General features: G+C 27.5%; 21 protein-coding genes. 3 read left to right on the forward strand and 18 right to left on the reverse strand.

What is annotated here, in order from left to right:
- Nucleotide 1: 1 nt before the first annotated feature.
- The 3 genes from KQI88_RS10255 to KQI88_RS10265 all read right to left on the reverse strand — a co-directional run bounded on the left by KQI88_RS10255 (nucleotide 2) and on the right by KQI88_RS10265 (nucleotide 1539).
- Nucleotides 2-496 (reverse strand): pyridoxamine 5'-phosphate oxidase family protein, encoded by a 495-nt coding sequence (locus KQI88_RS10255; RefSeq protein WP_246579280.1) that lies wholly within the window; start codon nucleotides 494-496, stop codon nucleotides 2-4.
- Between the two features lie 156 nt (nucleotides 497-652).
- Nucleotides 653-1117 (reverse strand): nucleoside recognition domain-containing protein, encoded by a 465-nt coding sequence (locus tag KQI88_RS10260; RefSeq protein ID WP_216417036.1) that lies wholly within the window; start codon nucleotides 1115-1117, stop codon nucleotides 653-655.
- Nucleotides 1114-1539, reverse strand: a complete 426-nt coding sequence (locus KQI88_RS10265) for a nucleoside recognition domain-containing protein (protein ID WP_216417038.1) — start codon at nucleotides 1537-1539, stop codon at nucleotides 1114-1116. The genes KQI88_RS10260 and KQI88_RS10265 overlap by 4 nt, the downstream gene beginning before the upstream one ends.
- 232 nt (nucleotides 1540-1771) lie before the next feature.
- On the opposite strand from KQI88_RS10265, the gene KQI88_RS18470 reads away from it, so the two are divergent.
- Complete coding sequence (locus KQI88_RS18470) at nucleotides 1772-2221, forward strand: superoxide dismutase family protein (protein WP_216417040.1); 450 nt, start codon at nucleotides 1772-1774, stop codon at nucleotides 2219-2221.
- Here KQI88_RS18470 and KQI88_RS10275 read toward each other — a convergent pair.
- Complete coding sequence (locus tag KQI88_RS10275) at nucleotides 2147-3736, reverse strand: recombinase family protein (protein ID WP_216417042.1); 1590 nt, start codon at nucleotides 3734-3736, stop codon at nucleotides 2147-2149. The genes KQI88_RS18470 and KQI88_RS10275 overlap by 75 nt on opposite strands.
- A 57-nt stretch (nucleotides 3737-3793) precedes the next feature.
- The gene (locus KQI88_RS10280) at nucleotides 3794-3973 is read right to left on the reverse strand and encodes a hypothetical protein (protein WP_216417044.1); all 180 of its coding nucleotides are present in this window, start codon (nucleotides 3971-3973) and stop codon (nucleotides 3794-3796) included.
- A 344-nt stretch (nucleotides 3974-4317) separates the two neighbouring features.
- Between KQI88_RS10280 and KQI88_RS10285 the strand changes: the two genes are divergently transcribed.
- A complete protein-coding gene (locus tag KQI88_RS10285; RefSeq protein ID WP_216417046.1) occupies nucleotides 4318-5217 on the forward strand; it encodes a hypothetical protein in 900 nt (299 codons plus the stop codon).
- Here the strand turns inward: KQI88_RS10285 and KQI88_RS10290 are convergent.
- From KQI88_RS10290 to KQI88_RS10300, 3 genes are all read right to left on the reverse strand, one after another.
- Nucleotides 5201-5530, reverse strand: coding sequence for a hypothetical protein (locus tag KQI88_RS10290; protein ID WP_216417048.1), 330 nt, complete (start codon nucleotides 5528-5530; stop codon nucleotides 5201-5203). The genes KQI88_RS10285 and KQI88_RS10290 overlap by 17 nt on opposite strands.
- A gap of 216 nt (nucleotides 5531-5746) precedes the next feature.
- Complete coding sequence (locus KQI88_RS10295; protein WP_216417049.1) at nucleotides 5747-6061, reverse strand: hypothetical protein; 315 nt, start codon at nucleotides 6059-6061, stop codon at nucleotides 5747-5749.
- Nucleotides 6058-6576, reverse strand: a complete 519-nt coding sequence (locus KQI88_RS10300) for a hypothetical protein (protein ID WP_216417050.1) — start codon at nucleotides 6574-6576, stop codon at nucleotides 6058-6060. Before KQI88_RS10300 ends, KQI88_RS10295 begins: the two co-directional genes overlap by 4 nt.
- A gap of 1724 nt (nucleotides 6577-8300) precedes the next feature.
- Here KQI88_RS10300 and KQI88_RS10305 point away from each other — a divergent pair.
- Nucleotides 8301-8693, forward strand: a complete 393-nt coding sequence (locus KQI88_RS10305) for a helix-turn-helix domain-containing protein (RefSeq protein WP_216417052.1) — start codon at nucleotides 8301-8303, stop codon at nucleotides 8691-8693.
- Nucleotides 8694-9272: 579 nt separating this feature from the next.
- Here KQI88_RS10305 and KQI88_RS10310 read toward each other — a convergent pair.
- From KQI88_RS10310 to KQI88_RS10355, 10 genes are all read right to left on the reverse strand, one after another.
- Nucleotides 9273-11429: an AlwI family type II restriction endonuclease gene (locus KQI88_RS10310; protein WP_216417054.1), complete on the reverse strand. Its 2157-nt coding sequence runs from the start codon at nucleotides 11427-11429 to the stop codon at nucleotides 9273-9275.
- A gap of 24 nt (nucleotides 11430-11453) precedes the next feature.
- Nucleotides 11454-11966: an AlwI family type II restriction endonuclease gene (locus KQI88_RS10315; protein WP_216417056.1), complete on the reverse strand. Its 513-nt coding sequence runs from the start codon at nucleotides 11964-11966 to the stop codon at nucleotides 11454-11456.
- A 452-nt stretch (nucleotides 11967-12418) separates the two neighbouring features.
- A complete protein-coding gene (locus KQI88_RS10320; RefSeq protein ID WP_216417058.1) occupies nucleotides 12419-13384 on the reverse strand; it encodes a hypothetical protein in 966 nt (321 codons plus the stop codon).
- Nucleotides 13385-13453: 69 nt separating this feature from the next.
- Complete coding sequence (locus tag KQI88_RS10325; protein ID WP_216417060.1) at nucleotides 13454-14383, reverse strand: Dam family site-specific DNA-(adenine-N6)-methyltransferase; 930 nt, start codon at nucleotides 14381-14383, stop codon at nucleotides 13454-13456.
- Nucleotides 14384-14400: 17 nt separating this feature from the next.
- Entirely contained in the window at nucleotides 14401-15648 is a 1248-nt protein-coding gene (locus KQI88_RS10330) for a DNA adenine methylase (RefSeq protein WP_330656186.1), read from the reverse strand.
- Between the two features lie 590 nt (nucleotides 15649-16238).
- Nucleotides 16239-17279 (reverse strand): hypothetical protein, encoded by a 1041-nt coding sequence (locus tag KQI88_RS10335; protein ID WP_216417062.1) that lies wholly within the window; start codon nucleotides 17277-17279, stop codon nucleotides 16239-16241.
- A 196-nt stretch (nucleotides 17280-17475) separates the two neighbouring features.
- Nucleotides 17476-18237 (reverse strand): DUF6602 domain-containing protein, encoded by a 762-nt coding sequence (locus KQI88_RS10340; RefSeq protein WP_216417064.1) that lies wholly within the window; start codon nucleotides 18235-18237, stop codon nucleotides 17476-17478.
- A 710-nt stretch (nucleotides 18238-18947) separates the two neighbouring features.
- Nucleotides 18948-20993: a DUF262 domain-containing protein gene (locus KQI88_RS10345; RefSeq protein ID WP_216417066.1), complete on the reverse strand. Its 2046-nt coding sequence runs from the start codon at nucleotides 20991-20993 to the stop codon at nucleotides 18948-18950.
- Nucleotides 20994-21605: 612 nt separating this feature from the next.
- Complete coding sequence (locus tag KQI88_RS10350) at nucleotides 21606-22313, reverse strand: hypothetical protein (protein ID WP_216417068.1); 708 nt, start codon at nucleotides 22311-22313, stop codon at nucleotides 21606-21608.
- 828 nt (nucleotides 22314-23141) lie between these two features.
- Nucleotides 23142-23294: a hypothetical protein gene (locus KQI88_RS10355; RefSeq protein WP_216417070.1), complete on the reverse strand. Its 153-nt coding sequence runs from the start codon at nucleotides 23292-23294 to the stop codon at nucleotides 23142-23144.
- Nucleotides 23295-23412 lie beyond the last annotated feature (118 nt).

A 23412-nucleotide genomic window follows, 5' to 3' on the forward strand; every position in this document is an offset into this window, starting at 1 on the left:
ATTAATGAACTGGTGTCAGTTCGTCCTCTTTAATCGTTACACGATCATGTTCTAATATTTGCTTTGTTCTATCTCCAGATTCTAAAGAGTCCAAATATACTATCTTAGATGGTATAATTTTAATTACCTTTAAAGATTCCCTATTCATCTCTAGCAAATAAGGCTCTGGAGAGTATTTTAAAGCTTCTTCAAAAAGAGTTCTATTTTTAATACTAGTAGTAGCTTTTCCAAACACTTGAACTCCTTTAATTTTTCTAAAGTTAATATATTCTGTATTAACTAGAAGACAAACGTCAGGATTCTCTTCAATTGCTTTAAATTTGTCGCCTCCAGCAGACAATATGTAAATATCCATTTCATTACCAACAAAATATTGTATTGGACTACATCTTGGGCGACCATCTAGATAAGTTGCCAGTGAACCACTTTTGTGTTCTTTTAAAAAAGAAATAATATGGTCTCTCAGCTCCATTGGGGACATTTTTCTACCATGCATGTTCAACTTTATCATCTCCTTATTTAGTTATAGTTAATCATTTTCACTGTTATTATTTAGTTTATTTTAAAAAATATTCATAATATATTTTTCTATATAAAAAAATCCCTCTTTTACTATTCAAAGAGAGATTTTCAATATATTTGTTTAAAGGCCTTACTGGTTTATATCTTGTTTTAAAGTACTTTCACTAATTTTTAGTCGCTTTGATAATACAAATGTCATAACAACGGCGGCAAATACCCTTAGGCTCAGTAATATATATCCATTAGCATCTACTGCAACAAAGATCAGAGTATCTTCTACAATAGCATGACAAGTAACTAGAAAAACTGAAATTAAAAATGTATCTTTTGTAGAAAGATTTCCATCTTTAGCACTTTGTATAATTACTCCTGCGCCATAAGATAGACCAAAAATAATTCCTACTAATAGTGGCAAAGTAGATTCTTTTGACATGCCAAAAAATTTTGTTAGAAATTCAAGAAACTTAGATATTTTATCTAGTAATTTATAGTCTTTAGCTACTTGAAGTATGATCATCAAAGGTATGACAATTTTAGCTATAGAGTAAATAGAATTAAAGCTACCCATTACACTCTCTTTTAAAATATCAATCATAGAAATGCACCCATCCTTCCTACAATTATACCAGAAATAACGGCTAAGCCTACTCTAATTATCAGAGCATGAGAAACTTTAAATCCTAGTTTTCTTGTAACCGCAGTTTCTACTAATAAAGAATGAGAAAAAGAAAGCATTATTGCTAAAATTGTAACTTGCGTAGCAGTCAACTCAATAGCTTTAATTGCACCAATTGCAGCATATAGGTTAAGTATATTACCAACCACCAGTACAATAGCGGCTTCTCCAGGCAAATTAAAAACTCCCATTAGAGGTTCAAATAAAGTAGTAATCCAATCTATTATTGGTGTATTATTTAATACTGTTACAAAAATATATACAGGAACTATAGTTTTAGCTAAAAACCATGTGGTCCCTATCCCTTTTCTAATGCCTGTCTTGATAGAACTTATTAGCATTTAATCACCCTTTGTATAATTTTATGTTAAATTATTAAATAATATAGTTTCTATAAATAATTTTAAAATCCTTCACACTAGACATCTGCTATCTTAAAAAAAGCTAACCTTTATATGTATATTCACATACTATGAAATTAAAAGATAGTATATTTACTTTCTTAAATATTCTTAAGTGAAATCAATTATTTAATATGTATGGAATTAGATATTAATTAAGGAGTTGATAGTAATGGGTTATTATCACCAATATACAAATAGCAATCAACCAGTATACTACTGGTCATACGATATTAATCCTGCAAATGAATATTATCCAGGAAGTGGATGCAGAAACATAGCCATTGCCACTATACAGGGAGGACCTCTTGCACCAAACATTAGAGGAACTGTATACTTTATAAAAGCTGCTGGAGGAACAAACATATATGTTGAAGTTTCTGGTCTTCCTCCTTATAGACCAGCCATTGGTAATGGTAATCCTATTGGTCCCCATGGATTTCATATACACCAAAATGGCACTTGTGAGGTAGGTGATCCTACAGATCCTTTCCAAGCAGCAGGAGAACATTGGAACCCGACTAATCAGCCTCATGGTAGTGTATACTCATTGGTGGATATGTGCATCAGCGATATCATATACTGCACTTATAAAAACTTCCCATTCTATATCAATATTTAGAACAGGTTTTACTCCATGGCTTGATTTATTTAATTGCTTTATAGTAATCTTTTTAATAAGTTTTTCAAGGTTTCGTCTTGTTATATCTCCACTTACTATTATATCATTTATAATATCTAAAGACTTAACCGCTTTTTTCTTCATATTAGAATTACTTTCTTTTATTTTAATAATTTCGTCTAATTGAGACTCTAATCTTATTAATTCTTTATTTGCTTCTTCAATTACTTCAGTAGCAATATCTTCCGATATAATACCTTTAGCTAATTGCTTAGAATAATTTTTTATTTCTTCCTTTTTATCTTTGATCTTCATATTGTACTGCTTAATAGACTGTTCGTAGTTTACAGTAAGATTAACTAAACTATTAATTTCCTTATCTAGTTTGTCTACACTATTTTCAATATAGTTTTTCATTAATTTTAATTTATCTAATATTATAGTTTTAAGCTGTTCTTCGTGGATTTTATGGCTACTACAGAAACTAGCTCCATAATGGTGATTATTAGTACATATATAACTAGGTGGACTTCTCTTCTTATTTACTTTCATAAATCCTCCACCACAATCTCCACACTTTAAAAAACCTATAAATAAATTAATTCCATTGCTAGAACCTCTTACATTATTATCTAATCTACTATTAAGTATTTTTTGAGCTAATAAGAAATCTTCCTTTGATATTATTGGCTCATGATGATCTTCATGAACAATGTGCAGTTCTTCTTCTAAACGTTGTGTTCTTCCATTAATTTTCTTTCTTTCAGTTTTACCACAACGTAGAACCCCTATATATACATCATTTTTTATGATTCTCATAACGTGAGTACCATTCCAATTCTCTGCAATACTTCCTGTAATCATCTTTCCAGTCTTATTGTACTGATATTTAGATGGTGTAGGTATACCTTCGTCCTGCAATATATTTGCAATCATTCTTCCTCCATATCCACCTATATATAGTTGAAATATTTTTCTAACTATACTCGCTGCTTCTTCATCTATTACAAGTTTATGTTTATTATTTGGATCTCTCTCATATCCAAAATAGACCTTTGTTATTAACCCATCTTCCTTTTGCTTCATTTTTAAATTAGCTTTTATTTTTCTAGATATATCCTTTATATATCTTTCATTGTACCAAGTCTTTATACCTATTATATCGTCATCATCAGTAGAGCTATCGTAGTTATCGTGTATCAATATAAGCCTTACATTATATTCTTCTAGATATTCTAAAAAAAGTAGAGTTTTAGCATTATGTCTCCCTAGTCTAGATAAATCTTTCATTAATAATATATCTACTTGTCCAGCTTCAATTAAAGCCTTTAATTTATTTAACCCTGATCTATTAAATGTATATCCCGATACATTATCATCTTCAAATATCTTTACTACCTTATACCCAATTTCGGTAATTGAGTATTCTTCAATCATTTTATTCTGTGTAACAATCGCATCATAGTTTTCTTTATCTTCATCCCTAGATATCCTCGAATACCCATATACCCTCATTCTCACTCCCCCACATATACAGCAGATAATATGTCTAGATTTTTAAACTAAGCGCTACTAATTAATAATTTTATCTTCCTTTAATTTAGATAAAATTATATCCTTCATTGCATCTTCAATTGTAGTGCTGCCATGGAAAGTATGAGTAATCTCAGCAATATTTTTATATTTATTTTTATCCTTTATAACTAATCCTTTATTGTTGTTTTTTAACATTACCTCCTGCTCCTGTTTCATTATTTCATCCCCTTTTAAAATATTGTTATATTAATTAAATCTAAGTTATTAATAACTATATGAATTTCAAAGTTTGTCTAATTCACCTTTAGATGCAACATTATGTAGATTATTTTCTTTTTCAATATCCATTCTAAAGATATTGAAAGAATAAAAAAGAAGCTAAATTTTTAGCTCCTCCTGATCTTCAAATATTAATATTATCTTTGTCTATTTCTTTCATTATATCGTGTCATTTTATGGTCTCCTCATATGTAAATCAAGATTCGGTTTTTGTCGGACATTGACACTTTGTTGTTATAAAAATATAATATTGTTAAATTCCATTTTAGGGAGGTTATACCATGATTAACTTTATTATCAAAAATTTAGATGCTCTTATAATAGGTACAATATTTTTAATATTGGGCTTCTTGCCCACTCTTTTTAGTTCCAATAAGGATAAAAAGCCTAGTATATCTATTGACAATACTAATGTTAATAATAGTAATATCGGAGATAGTTATAATCTAAATACATATACTCAGAACTACACTGAAAATAATTACAATAATAATCAATCTACTATTATAATTAACACTAAATCATCTACGACTAATAATAATGAGGATCTTTTCATGCTCATTACCGGTATTGTATTATTTATTTCATTAATATTTTTTTATAAACATATAGATAGAGTATTAGCTTATTTAATAACTATTACTTTGTCTAGTCTATTTTTATCTTCATTACTTTATAAAAATCTCCTTAAAATGAAAAATGATATATCAATACCAAACCACTTATTTAATATATCTATTAGAAATATTTTATCGTGGGTTTTATTATTAATTAACTATATTATAATTGTATACAAGATTAATTTTTCGTCTTTTTTAGAACCTTTTATTAACTTAATTAAAAATCTTAATATTAAAAGCAATAATCAAAAATTCTCTGAAATCATTATTTTCTTTGCAAATAATCCATATGAAAGTCTTACTGCTTGTTTTATAGTTATAGGCTTATTTCTTTCCATTATAATAATATGTCAACTTTTTCTATCTTACATTTGGATAATTTCTTATATTAAAACTTCTACTAATCCTATAAGTAAACTTTGGAACAAAATACACAGTACCTTAAGTAAGAAAGAACCAAACCTTAATAAAAAACATTGGATATATTTATTTATCATTTTATTCTCTACCACTACAGGGGCTATTGCTTATATATTCACTTTGCCTACAAGAATGTTTTAATGCCATACATTCTAGGTAAAAATATACCATAGTATATTAAGTAGTAATATACTATGGTATAAGTAATAAATCCAAATAGTGATATTTGTATGATAATATAAGTCAATACTTTCAATATGTTTCTTATATCCCTATATTCTTGTATGTTTGATGGAAACTTAAAGGTTTTATATATTAACGTTCTTTCTATGTTTTTTATATATCTTATTATAATAGTTAATAATACAGATATTGGAAATATCGCTGTAACAATTCCAGTCAAATCAATTATAAAAGAATCTGAACTTGAAATACTTCTTAATATATTCTCCATTATACTACCTCCATTAGACTGCTATTTAATGCAGTCATTTTTATTTTATTTTTCAATATCCGATCGATTTCAAGATACAAAAAAGAAGCTATTATTCAAAGATACTTTTTCAATACCTTCAGATTTCTAACTTCTTTTTTGAATTAGTAATATTAACATTTAAGTATTTCATATCAATCTAATTACTATTATTATGTATTCTTTAATACTCCGATTTTAGGCTACTTTTTTTATAAAATCTATCAAAAATGCACTGGCTGTAGTACTAAATAAACTTGATGTGAAATTAGCTATATTGTCTTTTATCAATTTCAAGAACTTATTTTTATCTTTTTCAACAATATAATCATAAGCTTCTATAGAAAATTCAAGTTCGTCTGATCCTTCAGGTAATTTCTTAATAATATTAAGAAATTCAGACTTTAATACATCCCATTTAATATCATCTTCATTGTTCATTAAATAAGTTCTAACAACATTATTTTTTCCAATTGTAACAACAGAATTAACAATACTTGTATTTTTCATCATGCTATTATCTCCTCACTAGAATTTTTATCAATTATAACTTTATTTTGTTCACCGATAGTAACAACAGAATTTTGAAAGTCAATAGTAGCAATTGATTTATTGTTGTTAAAACAATCTTTTAATACATCAATTATATTGTATAAAAAGTCCTTATCCTTACAAATAATCGAAAAATTAAATCCTGAGTTTAATTGAATTCTTAAGATGTCTCCTCTATTAGCATTCCTCTCATAAACTTTGTAGCCTAAATATATACCTATACCTGAAAAAAGAAATCCTATGAACTTCATATTATTACTACCAAAACTTATAAAAATTAGACCTATTAATATGATTATTGGAATATACGTGGGAACTGGTCGTTTAGCGGCTGGATATATAGATACCTGAGATATATTGCTAATTTGAATTAAATTATTTTCAAAAGTTAAAATGTTATCTTTAATTTTAAAAACAGGTGTATCAATTTCCTTTTCTTCTTTGTTATTAAAATTAAAAAATCTTTCAATATTCATAGCTTCTCCCCCCTAAATTTCGTCAATTTTATTGTTATAATCATATAACTGTATATAAGTTGCTATTATAGATACATTTTCTACAAAATATATTAACTTTCCTTTAATAAAAGATCGCAATTATCGACAAAATTCTGTTCTATAAACATTGACTAATTCGCTATACATTATGGCTATTTAACTCAAAATAAAAAGTATTCAAATGAACAGTTCCTGTTAAATAATTTTTTTACAAATATATTAGATCTATGACTTGTTCACAGTTCTATCAGATTTACAATTTCATATTAGTCATAAAAAAGAAGCTAAATTTTAGCCTCTATATCTAATACATTAATTTCATAATTTTATATTTCTAAATCCCAATCTTCCTCTGATAAATCTTCTTTGTTTTTCATATATTTTCATAATAGCACTATTCTTAGTTGCTATCGTTTTAATAAAATTCCTCTGCTTCCTTCATGATAGGTTTAGTAATTTTCTTGAATATTTCTATCATTTTATCATAATCACAATTAAAAGCCTCTACACTTGCTTCTATCATTTCAATGTCTGATATATCTGAAAAATCAACACTGTATACTACAAATAGTATGCTTTTTAACTATTCTTTTTTTCATTTCTTCAAAACTTACCTCATCAGATAAATATAATCTAAGTCTTTCTTTATCTTCTCAGTTAAAGGCATTCCTTCCATTGCCATAGTTCCGTTAACTTTTTTAATAATCTGCTCTATATTCTTCACAATGCCACGCTCCTTCAAATAATACCTTAAGCATATTATACCGCATTGAGTACTAACCTATATGTAAAAAACATCACTTAGAGCTACTCAATTTTTCCTTTCAATATCTACTTTTTTAATTTATAAATCCTATTCCTTTTATATAATTGACTTTATAAAAATAATAAATAACCTAGACTCTAAATCTAACTTATTTATCATCTTTATAAAAATTAGTATTACAAGCTATCTATGGTTAGTAGATATCATAATACTGCATATGCCCTCCTTTATAAGAAACATCGCAGTACTCCCCCACAATGTGGAAGCCACTCTCCAGGGGATCTCCTAGGACTAAGTGGAAGTATCATTATTTTCCTCCTGTGGGTCATGGCGATTTAGCATAACCAATGCTAATTTCGGTGTTGTATGTGGGCTATTGAATAAAAAAACCAACCCGTCCACCAGCTCGCTTCCCTCTTCAGCCACAAGAGTAACGTACTTGCAATACTACCGATATTCAATTTTCAAGGTACAATTACTACAAAGTTAAAAATTTATATATTTAAATATGAGCGCTTTTATAAGCTCTGCATATATAAATTAAGGTTATTCAATTAAACATATTGTTTAATCAATTTTTAAAAAAATATCTTATAAACTTACTTGGAAAATTTCAGATATTAAAATAGCAATTTCAATTGGTAATTTTCTTCTTTTTTATCATAAGAGTTATATCCTTGCGCTGAAATATTCACTATATTAGCCATTTGAGTTTGTGTAAGTTTATTTTTTCTCTAATAGTCTTCAATCCTTTCAAAATATCTACCCCATTTATAGTTCTAAATAATTTGTTAAACTTTATATTTATTATATGTTAAACGATTCGTTTAAGTCAATAGCCTTTTAATTAAAAATTAATCTATTTGTTTAATTTCGATGCCAAATATATATGTTGTGTTATATTTAAAATAAACAATGCGTTGAAAGAGGGATACTTATGAAATTTGGACATACTCTTAGAAAACTTAGAGAAGAAAAAGACATATCTCAAGTTGAATTAGCTAAAAAACTGAATATAACTAGTCAATCTTTATCACAGTATGAGCTGAATAAAAGAATCCCCGATATCGAGATGATAAATAGACTTGCTGACTTTTTTGATGTCTCTGTAGACTATCTTCTTGGAAGAACTGATATTAAACAGCCTATCAAAGACATTATCAAAAATCAGAAGAAATATAATGGGTCTTCAGATGAAATTTCTAAAGAAATACGTAACTTATCTCCTGAAAGTCAAGAAGAATTAAAAAAGCTAATAGAGCTTTATAAAATTAGGGATATGCAAGATCGTAATTCTGAGCTTTCTGATGAATTAAGTAATACAGACTAAGGAAAAAGATTAATAATATAAAATATGATTTAATAAAGCTATTGAAAGGTAGATAAAAATATTATTCCGAAAGGAGTATATTTTTTTACCTTATTTCGAGTTCACATTTATTTGTGACATAAAAAACAATAGTTTTTCTTTCTCAGTAAATTGGTACAAGTAATGTATTCACTATGATACAGCCAACGGATAGTGATATTTCACTTTTTAAACTTCTTATTTTATTATAGGCTTTAATAGATGTACAAAAATATTATTACATATTCTCGAAGGGTTTGCATAAAAACAGAAAGATTATTATTTCTATTGAAATCTTAGTTATAGATTATAGATTAAAAAATGATGTACGTTTCAAATAATAAATACTATAATCTTTTCTTAATATTCACCTTCTTTATTTAAATTTGTAGTAGTGATCTTTAGTTTGTTTTATGAATATAAAAAAACCGCCAAATTATATTTAAAATTAGACGGTTAGTAGTTCGGCCATGTGAGCTTTTATGCTAGCTCACCTTTTTTATTATTCAAGTATTGATTTTTAGTAAATTACTAATACTCAATCATTATCTTACTTTATTTTTATAAATTATTAATGGTTTTAACGACTTCATCTTTATACCATGTATAACCATTATCAGTCTCACTCAATAACAGTTTCATAAAAATATTCTCTTTTATTTTTTTATATAAAATATCATTGTTAATGGAAAATTTAATCACTGATTTTAACTCATTAATAGATATTGGTAGTATTAATAAATTATTAACTGGCTTATATTCTCTATCCTCTTTATCTTTCACATAATATGGATATTGTTTAAAGGCCCGATGAACAACGGCAACATTAGGATCTATATTAGGTGCTACAAAAATACAATATGAATTATCGCTTATCTCATATCTGTACTTTGCAAGATGGCGTGGTACTGGTTCCATTTCTAATTTTCTTTGATTTTCCTCATTAGTTAATGTTGCCTCTAATATTAGATCATGATCATCAAACTTAAATATAACATCAGCCATTCCCCCACCAGCATGCTGAACAGGCTTTAAATCATTATCAAAACTAAAATTAGCAAATTTTATAGGATTTTGAGTGTAGTCTCCTAGAAGTAAAAAAGACTTCCAAACTAAATACTCAAAAACTGTAGGTATGTCTGCTTCTGTATCAATTAATTCACGCAGCTTAGAATCCTTACGTTTTTCTATGAAGTTTAAGCAATTTATAATATTATCTGGCTCATTATTAAGTATACCTTCTCTAGTTACTTCAATCATATTAATGACTTTTTTCTGCATAAACTTATCTTTAAGAAGATTTATCCATTGCCTATAATTGATATCTTCAGGTTTCTCTACATTAACTTTTTCATCAGAAATATTCTCAATTTGACTGATGATATTTAAGGCTATTTCATTCATGTCCTCTTCAAGCAAGGCTGGTAATGTATAAGTATTATTATATAAATAGCTTTTATATTCATTTAAATTTAAAAACAACTTATTGATATTTGAATCATTCAATATTTTATTTACTAGTGTATAATAGAATTCACTTATTTTTAAAGCTTTTTCACCTTCAGCATAAGCACTTTCTAAGATATTAGACAACTTCAAATATCTTGTATTATGATCCGCATAATCTTTTAAATTATTTAAAATTTTAATGTACCATAAGTGATCAAATATATTTAAAATAAACTTTTCAAAGTTCCTATCATATATAGTACTTTTAAAATGTTTAATAAGTAATTGATATTTTTCATTGTTCAGCGATTTTAAAACAGCCTTATTCGTAACGCCTAATACAACTTTTCTCCATTCTTTCTCTTGAGTACTAGATGTTTTTTCTATTGCAACAATTATAGAATCAATGCTTTTCTTGCTAAGTTCAGTATCATCAATATTTAGCCATAATTCATACATGGAATAAAATAAATCATATAATTTAAGACTATACTCTTTTGATTTTCCATTGTCATCCATGTGAATTATTACATTTTTAATTTCTTCCTCGTTTGTATCTGTAAAATAATCTTCGATATTATTGATATTATCTAAAATATAATTTTTGATACGCCGTACATTGCTTAACATGTCTTTATGATTAATAAGATATGTTTTGATCCACTCATATTCATTAAATTCTCTTTGCGATTTATCTTTCCGATATTTACGAATTGATTCCTTTCCATATTCAATTAAATCCTCACAAATAATTAAAGGTAGAATATATGCCATTTCATTATTTGAAAGATACTTAAACTCATCTAAAAACTTAAGAAATAATATGAAGGGATGTATTGCTTGTTCATCATTTGCAAAAAACTGCAACTTAAGTAATTGCTTCAAATATATATCTCCATCATTCTCTAAGAAATGATCTTCATCAAAACTAAAGTTCTTATTAGAAATTCTTAGTTTTGCTCTATCCAAAATCACCTGACCAACTTCTGTAATTTCTCTATCAACAGTAACAAGACCCAATTTCTCTAATGGTGAAGTTTTAAGTCTTGCAGCTTTAGAGGCATTTCTATCAGAAGTACTTGCATTTTCCATAAAACCAGATTTATTCATTAAATCAAAAAATTCTCTCTGGTTATCACTCCATTTATATCCTTTCAGTTTAAACTCTTCTAATATAAGCAAGTATGACTCTATTTTTTCATACAAAGCACTTTCTCTAAAACCCGTATTCCCTATTACCCAACAATAGTGAGTAGAATTAATAACCAAATTTATTAACCTCCTTAAAATTGCCTAATAAGCTCTTCCGTCATCTGTTTTTAAAATATTGTCAATGGCAGCTTTACGGTTGTAATTAAAAGTTATTCTACCGTTATTAACGACTAAAAAAGTAGATGTCTTCATATACTTTACATTATTATCAAGATAATCATCATAATTATAATAATTGCTATAGGTTCTTAATAATTTCCTAGGATCTAACTGATCCTTTCTATATGAATCTACAGCCATTATATGATTACTAATATCTTTATAATTATTTATAGTCATTCCAAATAAACGGAATTCAGATATAGATATTCCATCGGCAGAACTATATAGACTGTTTATCTCTTCTATTAAATGTAATATAGCTATAAATAGTTTAATATTTGCTCCTTCATCAATGTACTTCCATTGTTGCACTTGTAGATTCATAGCCTCTGAGTAGCTTATAGTACCGTTGATTAAATCCCAACCTATATTGGTGATTTCAACAAAACCTCTACTAGTATTTACAAACCCTAACTTTTCCAATGGATTCAAGGATGTTCTTCCCCTAATTCCGTAATCTTCTACTGCATACTTTGTAGAATAAAATATTTCTTTTGCTCGTTCATATGTCATAGATGGCAAAGAAAAATTTTTATGATTTATTTTTGACTTATACAATTTATTTTGTATGAGCCTAATTTGATATTCACACTGTGTATCATTGTTCCATCTCTTACCGTTTATATGTTAACAAACATACAAAATCCTTTTAGGGTTTCTTACTGTCGTCTAAGCATTCCACAGTTTTGCCACGGTTCCACACCTCATTCTTATATTCCAAAATCTAAAGTCACTCCCATTATACTTCAGCAGCTCTACATCAATAATTATATAAAGGAAAAAATTATACTTAAAATTGATAGTAAGAACAATTGTATAAGAAACACATGTCCTAAACTTAAAACATATCTAAAACTTTTAAAAAAGATACTTCTTTCTAAATTTTAGCGATATCTACTTTTATTCATACTCCAATCATAAAAAAAGCTTTCATCAAAATACTTTCTTTTATGATTAAGTTGCTTCAAATAATCTTTATCACTACTTTTATAATCCTTCATTTGTGTCATCCAATTTATAAATTCTTCGTATGTTAAATTATACTTATATTCTTCTTTAATACCTTTTTCTACATCAAGATCAAGTATCTCCGAAATTCCAATACCATCTTCTATGCAATCACTATAGTTAATAAGAAACAATCTTCCATTTAGTTTTTCTTTTACAGTCCAAAGACCAATGAATTTCTGACGGTTATCCTTTGGTTTTCCTGTCCAGCAGTATCTCATGGGATGGGCAGTATAATTAGTTACGTAGCTTGTTTCATTTTTTAAAAACTCATAGATAATTGTTTCGCCTGTGGATTTTATATGTTGGAATAAGTCAAAGTCAAAACCTTTTGTGGTATATTCTCCTAGTAATTTTTTTGTTAGCTCTAAGCCATTATCATCATTTTCATCTATACAACAATTAATTTGTTTTAATGTATCTAATACAAAAGTGTCAATGTTTTCTCCCCTAATAGAACCTAATATTTTTGATTTCTTTTCTTCACCATCCTTATTATTTATTTCAATAAATTTTTGTTGAAATGTTTCAAAATCAGTTATAACAATTTTAAAACTTCCAGTACACTCTACATAAAAAATTTTTTTTAAGAATTTATCGTAAATTATAATTAATAAACAGGTGTCATTAATATTTGATGTATCATATAATGCTTTAAGCTTATTATAATAGTTATAATCTATATAATTTTCAGAAAACCTGTTCCCTTCGTTTTTAAAATTCTTAATAAATTCTTTAATATCGTCAACCATAAGAAATTCAAATATCATAAGCTTATCTTGTGATTTAATATATTGAACCCTATCAACTTGATATATAGACAGATTATTACCTCCTTCCACTATGTACCATATACTCTATTATACATTAAATTAAATATAAAAAAACCCCTATCATTATTGGGGTTAGCTCTAGTAATTTGTTATTAAGACTTCTACCGTCTTAGACTTTTTATTAATCTCTTTTTTTTGATAATTAGAATTACTATAGTTAAAATCTAAATAATGTATATTATATTTTTTACTCCATTCTATTAAAATATCATTCGACCTTCCTTTATGCTCTAACACATTAGATAATGCAAACTTTATTTTTTTCTCATTTATATAATCTAATAATTGTAATAAACTTCTTTCTTTTTTTTCATTCCATCCATCTTGTTCATTGTATGTGGCAGTCGTAATAAGATAAGGTGGGTCTGCATAAATAAATGTATTATCATTACAATAATTGTCGTAATCAAATTTATAAAAATCATTTAAACAAAATGTTATGTCCTTTTCTTTTATTCGATCTATAAAGATTGATAGTTTTTTTTGTAAATTTTCGTTAAAATCTCTTTTTCCTACTGGTATATTACATTCTCCTTTTTTATTGAATCTTATTTGATTGTTAAAAGCATAAATTATTATTGCATAAAAATGAATATCGAAATAATTATTATCTACATATCTATTATTATAATCATGTCTTAATTTTAGAAATTTATCTTTATTATATTTGCTCAACCCACTAGAGCTTTCACAATTATAATACTCATAACCATATAAATCCGAATTTGAAAGCTCATATTTATTAATTATTTTATTAATAGTATCAAATACATAATCCTTATCAATTTCTTTAAAAGTATTAAATAATCGTATTAATTGTTTTTGGCAGTCAATAGATATAACATAATTGGAACTTGCATTGACTCCAATATCACTACCCCCTGAAAATAAATCAATAAAAAGATCTATATCATCTGGGAATATAGGTAATAGCTGTTTTAATAATTTATATTTACCACCTGTATAATTTAAAGGTGACTTTATCAAATCATCATATTTTTTGTCCATATAAATACACCTTCCTTTTACTTACATTCACAAAGAAATAGTCTTTCTTTATGGTCTTGTAAGTCTGTCTTCCCAGTAGTAAAGTATTGAAATTCTGTATCAAACACCTTTACTTTGCCTCTTTTACTTAAGGAATCCATAATTTCATCATCACTAATTTTAGCATTTGATCTACCATTTCCCTTTTTGGCCATATTATTATAGGATACTAAAATATACCTAGAATCAATATTCGCTATTAAATCATCAAATACAGCTGGTGCTTTTATCGTGCAGTATTTACTCTTTATATGACTCCTATCAACCATTTTTTTTGCTACACCTACTAGCTCTGGCTTTTTCCATTCAGCTATATTTTCTAGCAAATGATATGAATCTGAGTATTGTCTAGAATTATAGGGTGTATCTATATAAACTATATCGCTATTAATCTTTCTCGCAAGCTTATTAGCATCTTCCCTATATATTTCATTATTTATATTAACTGCATCATTAATTACTGGTATTTGAAGTCTTAATGTCTGCATAGTATCCAAAGTTTGCCTATAAGCATCATAATGACCACAGGTATTCGCTACCTTATCCATAGCATATAGTAATGATGTAATTAATATTGCTTTTTCTCTAAATGTTAGTTTTGAAGAAAGTAGTTCTATTTCTTCTCTTATTGCTCCAATTTTTTTAGAATTTTGTATAGTAAAATATTTGTTTCCAAAGTTATTTGAAACATAGTTTTCATCTTCAGCTGAAATGTTATTAAACTCTTTTATTAACTTTCGTATCTTATTCATATCATATGCTTCTTTACTAAACCAAGTATTATAAGCCAAAAAATTTGAATATAAGATGTCGTTTACTATAATTTTAGTCCCTTTAGAATTGAAGGCATTGCCTACTACACCTGTTCCTCCAAAAATATCAGTGAATACCTTAATATCTTCACATTCACTTTTTACAATGTTTTTAATAAAGGGGATCAATTTATATTTACTTCCCAAATATCTTCTATTGTTTATATGTAACTTATCATTTTCAAGAATATGGACTTTTCTTGAATTGTTCCTATTATTTCTCTTATTCTCTATAACTTGATGAATTTCCTTAAGTAGATCATCTGTCCATATTCTCCAACCTCTCCAATCTCTATTTGGATCTGATATTAAACCATTTTTAATCCAATTGTTTAGTGTTTGCCTAGTGATATTATATTTATTTAGAATATAAGATGTACTATAAGTTATTTGTGTTATTTGTGTTCTTTCCACTTAAACTCCTTCTTTCATAAATAATGCATCTTATGCATCTTTTTGAATTTTACTATATCAATAATACCACACGTGTCTTATAATCTCAATAAATTATTTATAAATAACTATAAAAAATCTTTGTCTCCCTGAATTTTAATACTTTAAATGCTTATTTAGGATAACTATCAATATTAAAAAACTTTATTACTATAAAAAAACATCTACCTAAGTAGATGTCCTTTATCAAACATAAATATTATAGTAGCTTATACACTTGTAACTACAAAAATAATATACATTCTGTAAACATAGAAATTTTAATATCTAATTTTATTTATAACATGGCTATACTACACAATCGATATTTTTAGTCTAATCAGTAGGAATGTAAACCTATCTTCTACACTATCGGGTGATATATAGCACCTTACAGCAAGTTTCTAGAGTGGCTTGTCTACGCGCCATATCTTAGTTTATTTCTAAAGCTTTTATTAAAGTATCTCTATGGAGCTTTAATCTCTAATGTCATGGGCACGTTATTACTATACGTTGATAATTAATACCTCTAGATAACCAATTATATAAGATGGTTATTAGAAAAAAGTTATTTAATATACCATTCTTGTTAGCTCAGAAGATCTATTGATATAGTCTATTATCTCTCTAAGTTTATCAATAAACAATTCATTATCAACTATAATTAAATTACGTTCATCCTTTTTTATATTAACAACAGTTTCAACACATTCTAATATTTTTCTACAGTAATCATCACTTCTGTTTTTAACCAGAAACTTTTTAATTTTATTTATAGAAATATGAAGTTTTACAAATTTTACATTGTCAAAATTATGCTTATTATGATCGTAATAATCTACAATATTATAGATTGAATAATAAAATTTTTTCATTTCATGATTTAAGTCAACTTGTTTTTTACTATTTATGCTTTCGAAAATTACATCAAGAATGATATATGTAAGAATAGCTTCTTTAATTGCTGGAAAAAATGAATCCCGCAGATTATCTAAGCTACTTATCTCTATATTATTATCTATTTTATTCATGATAGTTACTATAAAATAAGATGATAGTTGATTAGTAAAATTACTTAAATTACTTAGTAAATAAATAACAGCCCCGCTAATATAAATGCCTAATCTAAATTTATAAAATAATGCATAAATTATAATGACACTTAAAGCCATAAAATAATATGCTCCATTAAGTATACTTTCATCAAGTTTCATTATTCTTTCACCATAGTAAAAAAGCTCATTAATATCTAATCCCATTCCTTTAAGATAGTTTGTGTATTCTTTATTACCTTCTAAAATATTTCTAGAAAACTCCTTATCTTCAAGAATCTTTTCATAAAGATCTTGTATTCTATTAACTTTAGTAATTTCAAAATTAGAAAGTAAAGTAGAATAGATTTTAGTTTTTTCATCTATCTCTTGCGACAAAAATGGGTTATAATCGTATTTACCATGTGTAGCATATAAATTAAAAATCCCTGAATCAATAAAGTTGATTGTAGAATATGTAAAGCTATATAAATATATTACTAAACCTATTGCTATTAAAGGCATCAAGAATGCATTTAATATTTTTAAACCATGAATTATATTATATAGTACTTTTTTCATTATATCCCCCTTAATATAATCTAGCTTAATATTGATCAGCCGGTATTGTATTTATGACGTCTCTAAATCGCCCAAACTAATCTTACCCAATATCAACTCTCATCGTCTAATAAAAAACATGGTGCACACTGCCCTAAAAACATGCCTTAGTGTATCCTTATGCAAACGCTATGTTAGGTGATATTCAGCTCAAGTCCTAATAGACTCTTCCCACTTCAATTTCACTAAATTTATAACTTTCTTTGCCACTCTCAATACTGTACAGATAATTAGAAATATTATCAATTCCATTATAGATATAATTATTTTCAGTAGTAATGCAGTAGGACAGTTCAACTAAATTAGAAATAAAATATGGAAATGAAAACTTTTTAATATAATATAATGAATAAAACTTTTTATGTGGCTTATCCCAATATTTAATAAAGAAATTTTCACCAAAAGAAATATGGTTAACATAACCATAATATTCATTCAATGTATTCTTTAATGTTCTGCTACTTGTTTCCTCTTCTGCCATTAACTTAAATTGATTATCATATGCAAATATTCCATTAAAAATATGATTTCCAATTAGCACTCCATTTTCATGGGCTTTTTTAATGACCTCATTAATTTGTCCTATGTATACTTTAGTCTTAACTTCAATAATTCCAACTACATTTTGATTAGAGCATATCACAAAATCTCCTTCAGAAAAGATTAACGGAAATCTATTATCATAAATAATAATGTCAATTTGCTTTGTCATTTTATCTTCTGGGCATAATACAAAACCTGTTCCAACAGATAAGTGTTTTGGTAAAAATCGATTTAATATATTCATTAAAATTATCTCTTTATATCTTCCTTCTTCCCCCCAATGGTTTTGACCAATTATATTCCTTACTCTATTTTTTAATGCTCTAAACTCATCAGATATAGACTGTTGATATAATTCAAAATTTCTTCTGCTCACAATAATCAATCTCCTCTTTACAAGCTAATATCGAATGTCACCACCACAGTAGGCTTGTCAGTTACCAAATATGTTGAACTACCGCACTATGATTTTCAAGTGTATTCACTTCTGTAATCAGTTATATACTAAGAATATATAACCTTCTCGCCAATTTCCTCAGTGAGATTCGTATTCGTTTCCTTTGTGGATTGTGTATACGAGTTACCCGATTCCCCACATGATCAGACTTTCTGCCTTAGAGTAATACAGATTAATCTGCCCCCCGTACTCGCTTCCATAACCTTTAAATGCTGCCATCTGCATTTTCCTATTTCTAGTTATACGATTTACAAGACTGAATATGCTTCAGGACTACCGTGTTCCCTGTAGGCTATGAAATTCTCTGTTTACGCTTCATTTTTGTTTTAACCAGTATCGGAACAACAATCAATACATGTGACTGGTTAGGCCTTACCTGACAAGGACTCTAATCCCGCAAGAAATGTTAAGCTTTGCTTAGCGCACTAACGTTTTCACCATTCCCGACACTCCCTACTCCAAAGTCTTACCTGCATATGTAGAGTATGGTCTGGCATACTTCCCGGTAGTTTTCCACTAGGCCTAAAGGTGAGTGAATGGACGCGCTATTTAAAGTTATACATCTTACAAAATCATAGGTCGACATTAAGTCGACCACGTAAAAATATAGAAATTATATTACTTTCTTTTTATGGGCGTAATCTGAAAAAAATATCATTTTGCATATCATATTTTTCAACAATTAGTTTGCAGTAATTTAGAATAGCGTTAGCATTTAAAGTTGTCTCAATATATATTTTTTCTGTTAGTTTAAATGGAGAATTCATTCCATCAGAGCTATTTGAAATTATTCGTCTTTCTCTTCCTTCAAAATCTTTATGTTTAACAAATGATTCAAAGATTTGTGCATCTAATTCATACAACTTCCTACATATTTCTCTTAATACATCTTTCCATGAATTAACATTGTATTCCATATCTAAGATAATAAGCTGCCGTGGTTTTTCACCTGTTACATTTAGATCATCCATAATATTATAATCAATATCATAATCTATTTTATCAACATCAATAGCATAGTTATATTTCTCTGGTAAGTTCCAAATCAATGTAGCAATTTTGAATAAGTATTCTGCACGATCTTTTATTGTCTCTTCATTCCATATACTATACTTTGTTAAATCCCTACTTATTGAAATATTTGAGTTTATAAGTATTTCTTTTTTATCATAGAATCTTTTATTAGATAGTTTTGGATTATAACCTGATAGAGTTAAATTACCAATTGTATGTAAAAACTCTTTATGTATTTCTTCGTATCTTTTTCCTAAGTCGATCTGCCAAGATGGAGATAGTTTTTGTGGCATAATATGCTCAACTGTTATTTCTCCATTTAGGTCTACAACTTCTTTGTTATTATACTTTTCCAATTGAAATAATGTATATTTATCAATTTTAGTTTTATATAAATCCTTTAATATAAACGCTCTTCTAAACTCTTCATTTCTAGGAAATGTTCCACTTCCTGACTTAGAAGCTAATATCTTAACAACGGCATCATAGTATGTTTCATCAGTTAGTACCAATTTCTCTAATTCACTTGATAAAGTTGCAAAAATTTTATTTAAAGCATTTGTAGGATATTCACAAATTAATCGTCTATATAGATAAGATAAAATTATTCTGATAATCTCAATAAGATTATCAACAGTAATTTTTTTGTATGCAAAGCAATCTTCGAATATGTATAACATAGCAGGATATGTAACGGTTGACTTCATCTGTTGTAATTGCTGTAATAATTCATTTAACATTTTATTTGGACTATTACAGTTAATTAACCATGAATAATATTCTGCATATATAAGTAATTCCTCTAAGATCTGTTCTTCATTATAGTTTATATTCTCATTTACAAACTCTTTAAAAGATTTATATACTTTATCTTTTTTTGGTATTAAGCCGCTTTTCATAGTAAGATAGTCACGAACAAAGTCAGATATAATTGCATTTGGTAGATAGCCTTCAATTTTTGACCAATAGTTTTTATATAATCGCTTTTGTTCTTCATATTCATGATTCATTAAAAGAAAATTTCTAATTAAATCAGCTTGAGTAAGTGTTAGACCAGTGGAATTCAAACTTTCAAATATTAATTGTGGATTTTCTGATTTTTTATCCTTATCTAATGCTATATATACAATTTCTATATTATTCAAAGCATTATAGAGACTTTCTGCAGAGTAGCTTGACTTATCTACTAACTGCTTAAATAAATTGTAGTTCTTAATAATATTTGAACTATCTGCTATATTTTCATTTTCAATAATTTTTTCATAAGCTAACATGTCACTTTCAATCGGTTTTAATTTTAATCTAAGGGTTTGTGGAGCCCTTTTGTTTATTAAATATGTTTCCAAGATATCTTCTTTAAGTTCAGTATCTTCAATTTTATCATACAGAGCTTTTATTAAAAGCATAACACTTGTAATTCTCTGCTGACCATCTATGACTATGAATTCCATAAAATTAGGCTGTGTTGAACCTATAACATAAACTATCGTTCCTAAAAAATGATCAACTTCAAAATTACTTGATGCAATATGTTCAATATCTAAAAACAATCTTTTACAATGTTCCTCTTTCCAATCATAATTTCTTTGATAAACTGGTATATTAAAAGTTCTTTTACTAGATCCGATAAACTCAAGTAATCTAATTTTATTTGCTTCCATACTTATCCCCCACTTGCACATAGCATGATAAAAATGCTATATGCTTTTATATTTTTTCTTAAAGATAAAGCCTTTTTCAATTTGATACAGGATATAGCAATCTTTGTGTACGATTTTATATAGCGTTACGTTAACACGACCAAGCTTGCTTTATATATGATATTCAACGGTATTCATAAACTTGGATTCAGTTATATTAAAAACATAAATTAATAAACTTATTTGCTTTTTTATTGTTCGAAAAACATCTTTTTAGAGTTAATCTATTACTAATTTCTTTTTTTAAACTTCTCATTATAAACATTAGTTTTATCAAACAAAATTCATATAGTACTATTATCTAATTAAACCATCTACATTATATAACATTTACATCAGCTCCATTATCAAATGTAAATAATATATGTAAAAAAGTATTATAGAATTCTAGCTAAATTTCCGCTAACAGCCCAGTATTTGCGCCGTCCCTGAACCGGTCGCCAATTAACCCTTGGAGGAGCTTTGCTCCCGGTGGAAGGGATGTAGTGCCCAAAACCTTAAAATTGTGCCTAGTGCACCTTTGCGTAAATATATTATTATCGTATGGATGAAGGCAGCTAAGCTATGCTAAAACTATTTTTTCAATTTGAGAATATCGATAGCTTTGGAATTTGCGAAAGTCATATATACTTCTAAATTATTATAGAATGTCATAATCAACATTTGACATCCTACCTTATCTTCTTTGCCAAATTGGTATTTAAAAATGTCCGGATTATCTCCATTTATTGCCCAACTTTTACGCTCAGATTTTGTTAATTTCACGCATAGATCGCAGAAATTATTCCACTCCGTATTCTTTTCTTTATCTCTTATAAAAACAGGAATTATCTTACATATACCTGTAAATTGTTTATTATACTTATGAAAATAAAGTGCTCTTCCAATGGATTCAAAAGAATTTAAAAGTCTATAATTATCTACCTCAATAATCAACGTAGGAAAGTATCGATCATGAACTTTTACAATTTTTTCTTCTATCATCTTCTGTAAATCTTTTTTTCTCTCTAAAGCACGTCTAACTTTAGTTTGTGTGTGAACAAATGCTACACCATTATTGCCAAAATAAGGTGCAAGACACGACATTAAATACTCATCATCGTGTGATTTACCTAGATTATGTTCATCACATGATGGAACTGTAATTAATCTGTATCTAAATGTCTTATCATAAATCCCTCGAACATCTTTTTCCTCGGGAAATAAACACTTTGGTGGGACATGCTCTTTTGATGTTGCTGGTTTTCCACACCAGTAGCAAAATTTATCTATCCGACTCACTTATAATCCCTCATTATTTATAGATTTGATTTTAAATCAAAAATAATATACACAGCAGACATAGCTAACTCACCTCATCTTTCCGATAACATCATCGCCATTACTGACACTCACCGTGCCCCAATGCCTTACTCTAAGTGAGTGTGATCTGCCTTGTTCCTTGATAGCTCCCGACAGACCCTTAGTTGAAATGGCTTGTTAGGTGAAGTTGTTACATCATACTATAACCCTTTATAGAGTAATTTAATTTTTTTATTATATAATTGCTCAAATTTTTCCTTACCTCATAGTTTAGAATAATATTTTCAAAAAAATTTTTATGATAGTTACTATATAGCCCTACTGCCCATCGCTTTGATAAATAAATCCGCCAAGCTCGCAAAATTTATATATTATTATAAATATCTTCATCTATATCCAATTGGTGAGTTTTAATAAGTATTTCTAATGTATTTTTATCTTCCTTCAATGCTTTAATCTGAGCAAATATACCTTCATGAAAGTTGTAGTACTTTTCTAAAGAAATAATCGCTTCATCGTGATCTTCATAGTGTGCTAAATTACATTCATAGTATGTATTAAAATATTTATAAAGCTGTACTACTTCTGTAAATATCTTATTAATTTTTTTATATATTTTTTATTTTTGAATTATCGTCTTGGAGATAAAAATTCCTGATTGAATATGTATTAGCTGCTCTTATCTCTACTTGCTGTTTCCAACTGCAAAGTATAACAACTAGGAATTTATCAGGATCTTTATCAATTTCGAAGCATAATTTTCACATAACCATATTCTATTTTCAGCAGATTTTCTTTGATTTTCATCTATACTTGGATCATACTTGGTCCACCTTTTGAAGCAGCCGTTATATGTGCAGCAACTCCAATAATAGATGCTTTACTTGAATCAGAATGTGGTCCTGATGTTAATTTCCCACAACCTGGGTTTGAACAAATATAAGCCACTCTTTTAGCCAAGGTATCTTTAACCTGCTGAGTAAAATTATCTCTTGCTATAATTCTACCTCTATTAATTTAATTTTCTACATCATACCAGAAATTTCACCTAACGTTTCGTATCTCCGACTCCTTTTGA

Source organism: Alkaliphilus flagellatus, from assembly GCF_018919215.1.
GTDB lineage: Bacteria > Bacillota > Clostridia > Peptostreptococcales > Natronincolaceae > Alkaliphilus_B > Alkaliphilus_B flagellatus.

Excerpts from the sequence above, each read along its gene's own strand:
- KQI88_RS10255 (WP_246579280.1), bottom strand. The coding sequence starts at position 496 with ATGCATGGTAGAAAAATGTCCCCAATGGAGCTGAGAGACCATATTATT.
- KQI88_RS10260 (WP_216417036.1), bottom strand. The coding sequence starts at position 1,117 with ATGATTGATATTTTAAAAGAGAGTGTAATGGGTAGCTTTAATTCTATT.
- KQI88_RS10265 (WP_216417038.1), bottom strand. The coding sequence starts at position 1,539 with ATGCTAATAAGTTCTATCAAGACAGGCATTAGAAAAGGGATAGGGACC.
- KQI88_RS18470 (WP_216417040.1), top strand. The coding sequence starts at position 1,772 with ATGGGTTATTATCACCAATATACAAATAGCAATCAACCAGTATACTAC.
- KQI88_RS10275 (WP_216417042.1), bottom strand. The coding sequence starts at position 3,736 with ATGAGGGTATATGGGTATTCGAGGATATCTAGGGATGAAGATAAAGAA.
- KQI88_RS10280 (WP_216417044.1), bottom strand. The coding sequence starts at position 3,973 with ATGAAACAGGAGCAGGAGGTAATGTTAAAAAACAACAATAAAGGATTA.
- KQI88_RS10285 (WP_216417046.1), top strand. The coding sequence starts at position 4,318 with ATGATTAACTTTATTATCAAAAATTTAGATGCTCTTATAATAGGTACA.
- KQI88_RS10290 (WP_216417048.1), bottom strand. The coding sequence starts at position 5,530 with ATGGAGAATATATTAAGAAGTATTTCAAGTTCAGATTCTTTTATAATT.
- KQI88_RS10295 (WP_216417049.1), bottom strand. The coding sequence starts at position 6,061 with ATGATGAAAAATACAAGTATTGTTAATTCTGTTGTTACAATTGGAAAA.
- KQI88_RS10300 (WP_216417050.1), bottom strand. The coding sequence starts at position 6,576 with ATGAATATTGAAAGATTTTTTAATTTTAATAACAAAGAAGAAAAGGAA.
- KQI88_RS10305 (WP_216417052.1), top strand. The coding sequence starts at position 8,301 with ATGAAATTTGGACATACTCTTAGAAAACTTAGAGAAGAAAAAGACATA.
- KQI88_RS10325 (WP_216417060.1), bottom strand. The coding sequence starts at position 14,383 with ATGGACAAAAAATATGATGATTTGATAAAGTCACCTTTAAATTATACA.
- KQI88_RS10335 (WP_216417062.1), bottom strand. The coding sequence starts at position 17,279 with ATGAAAAAAGTACTATATAATATAATTCATGGTTTAAAAATATTAAAT.
- KQI88_RS10345 (WP_216417066.1), bottom strand. The coding sequence starts at position 20,993 with ATGGAAGCAAATAAAATTAGATTACTTGAGTTTATCGGATCTAGTAAA.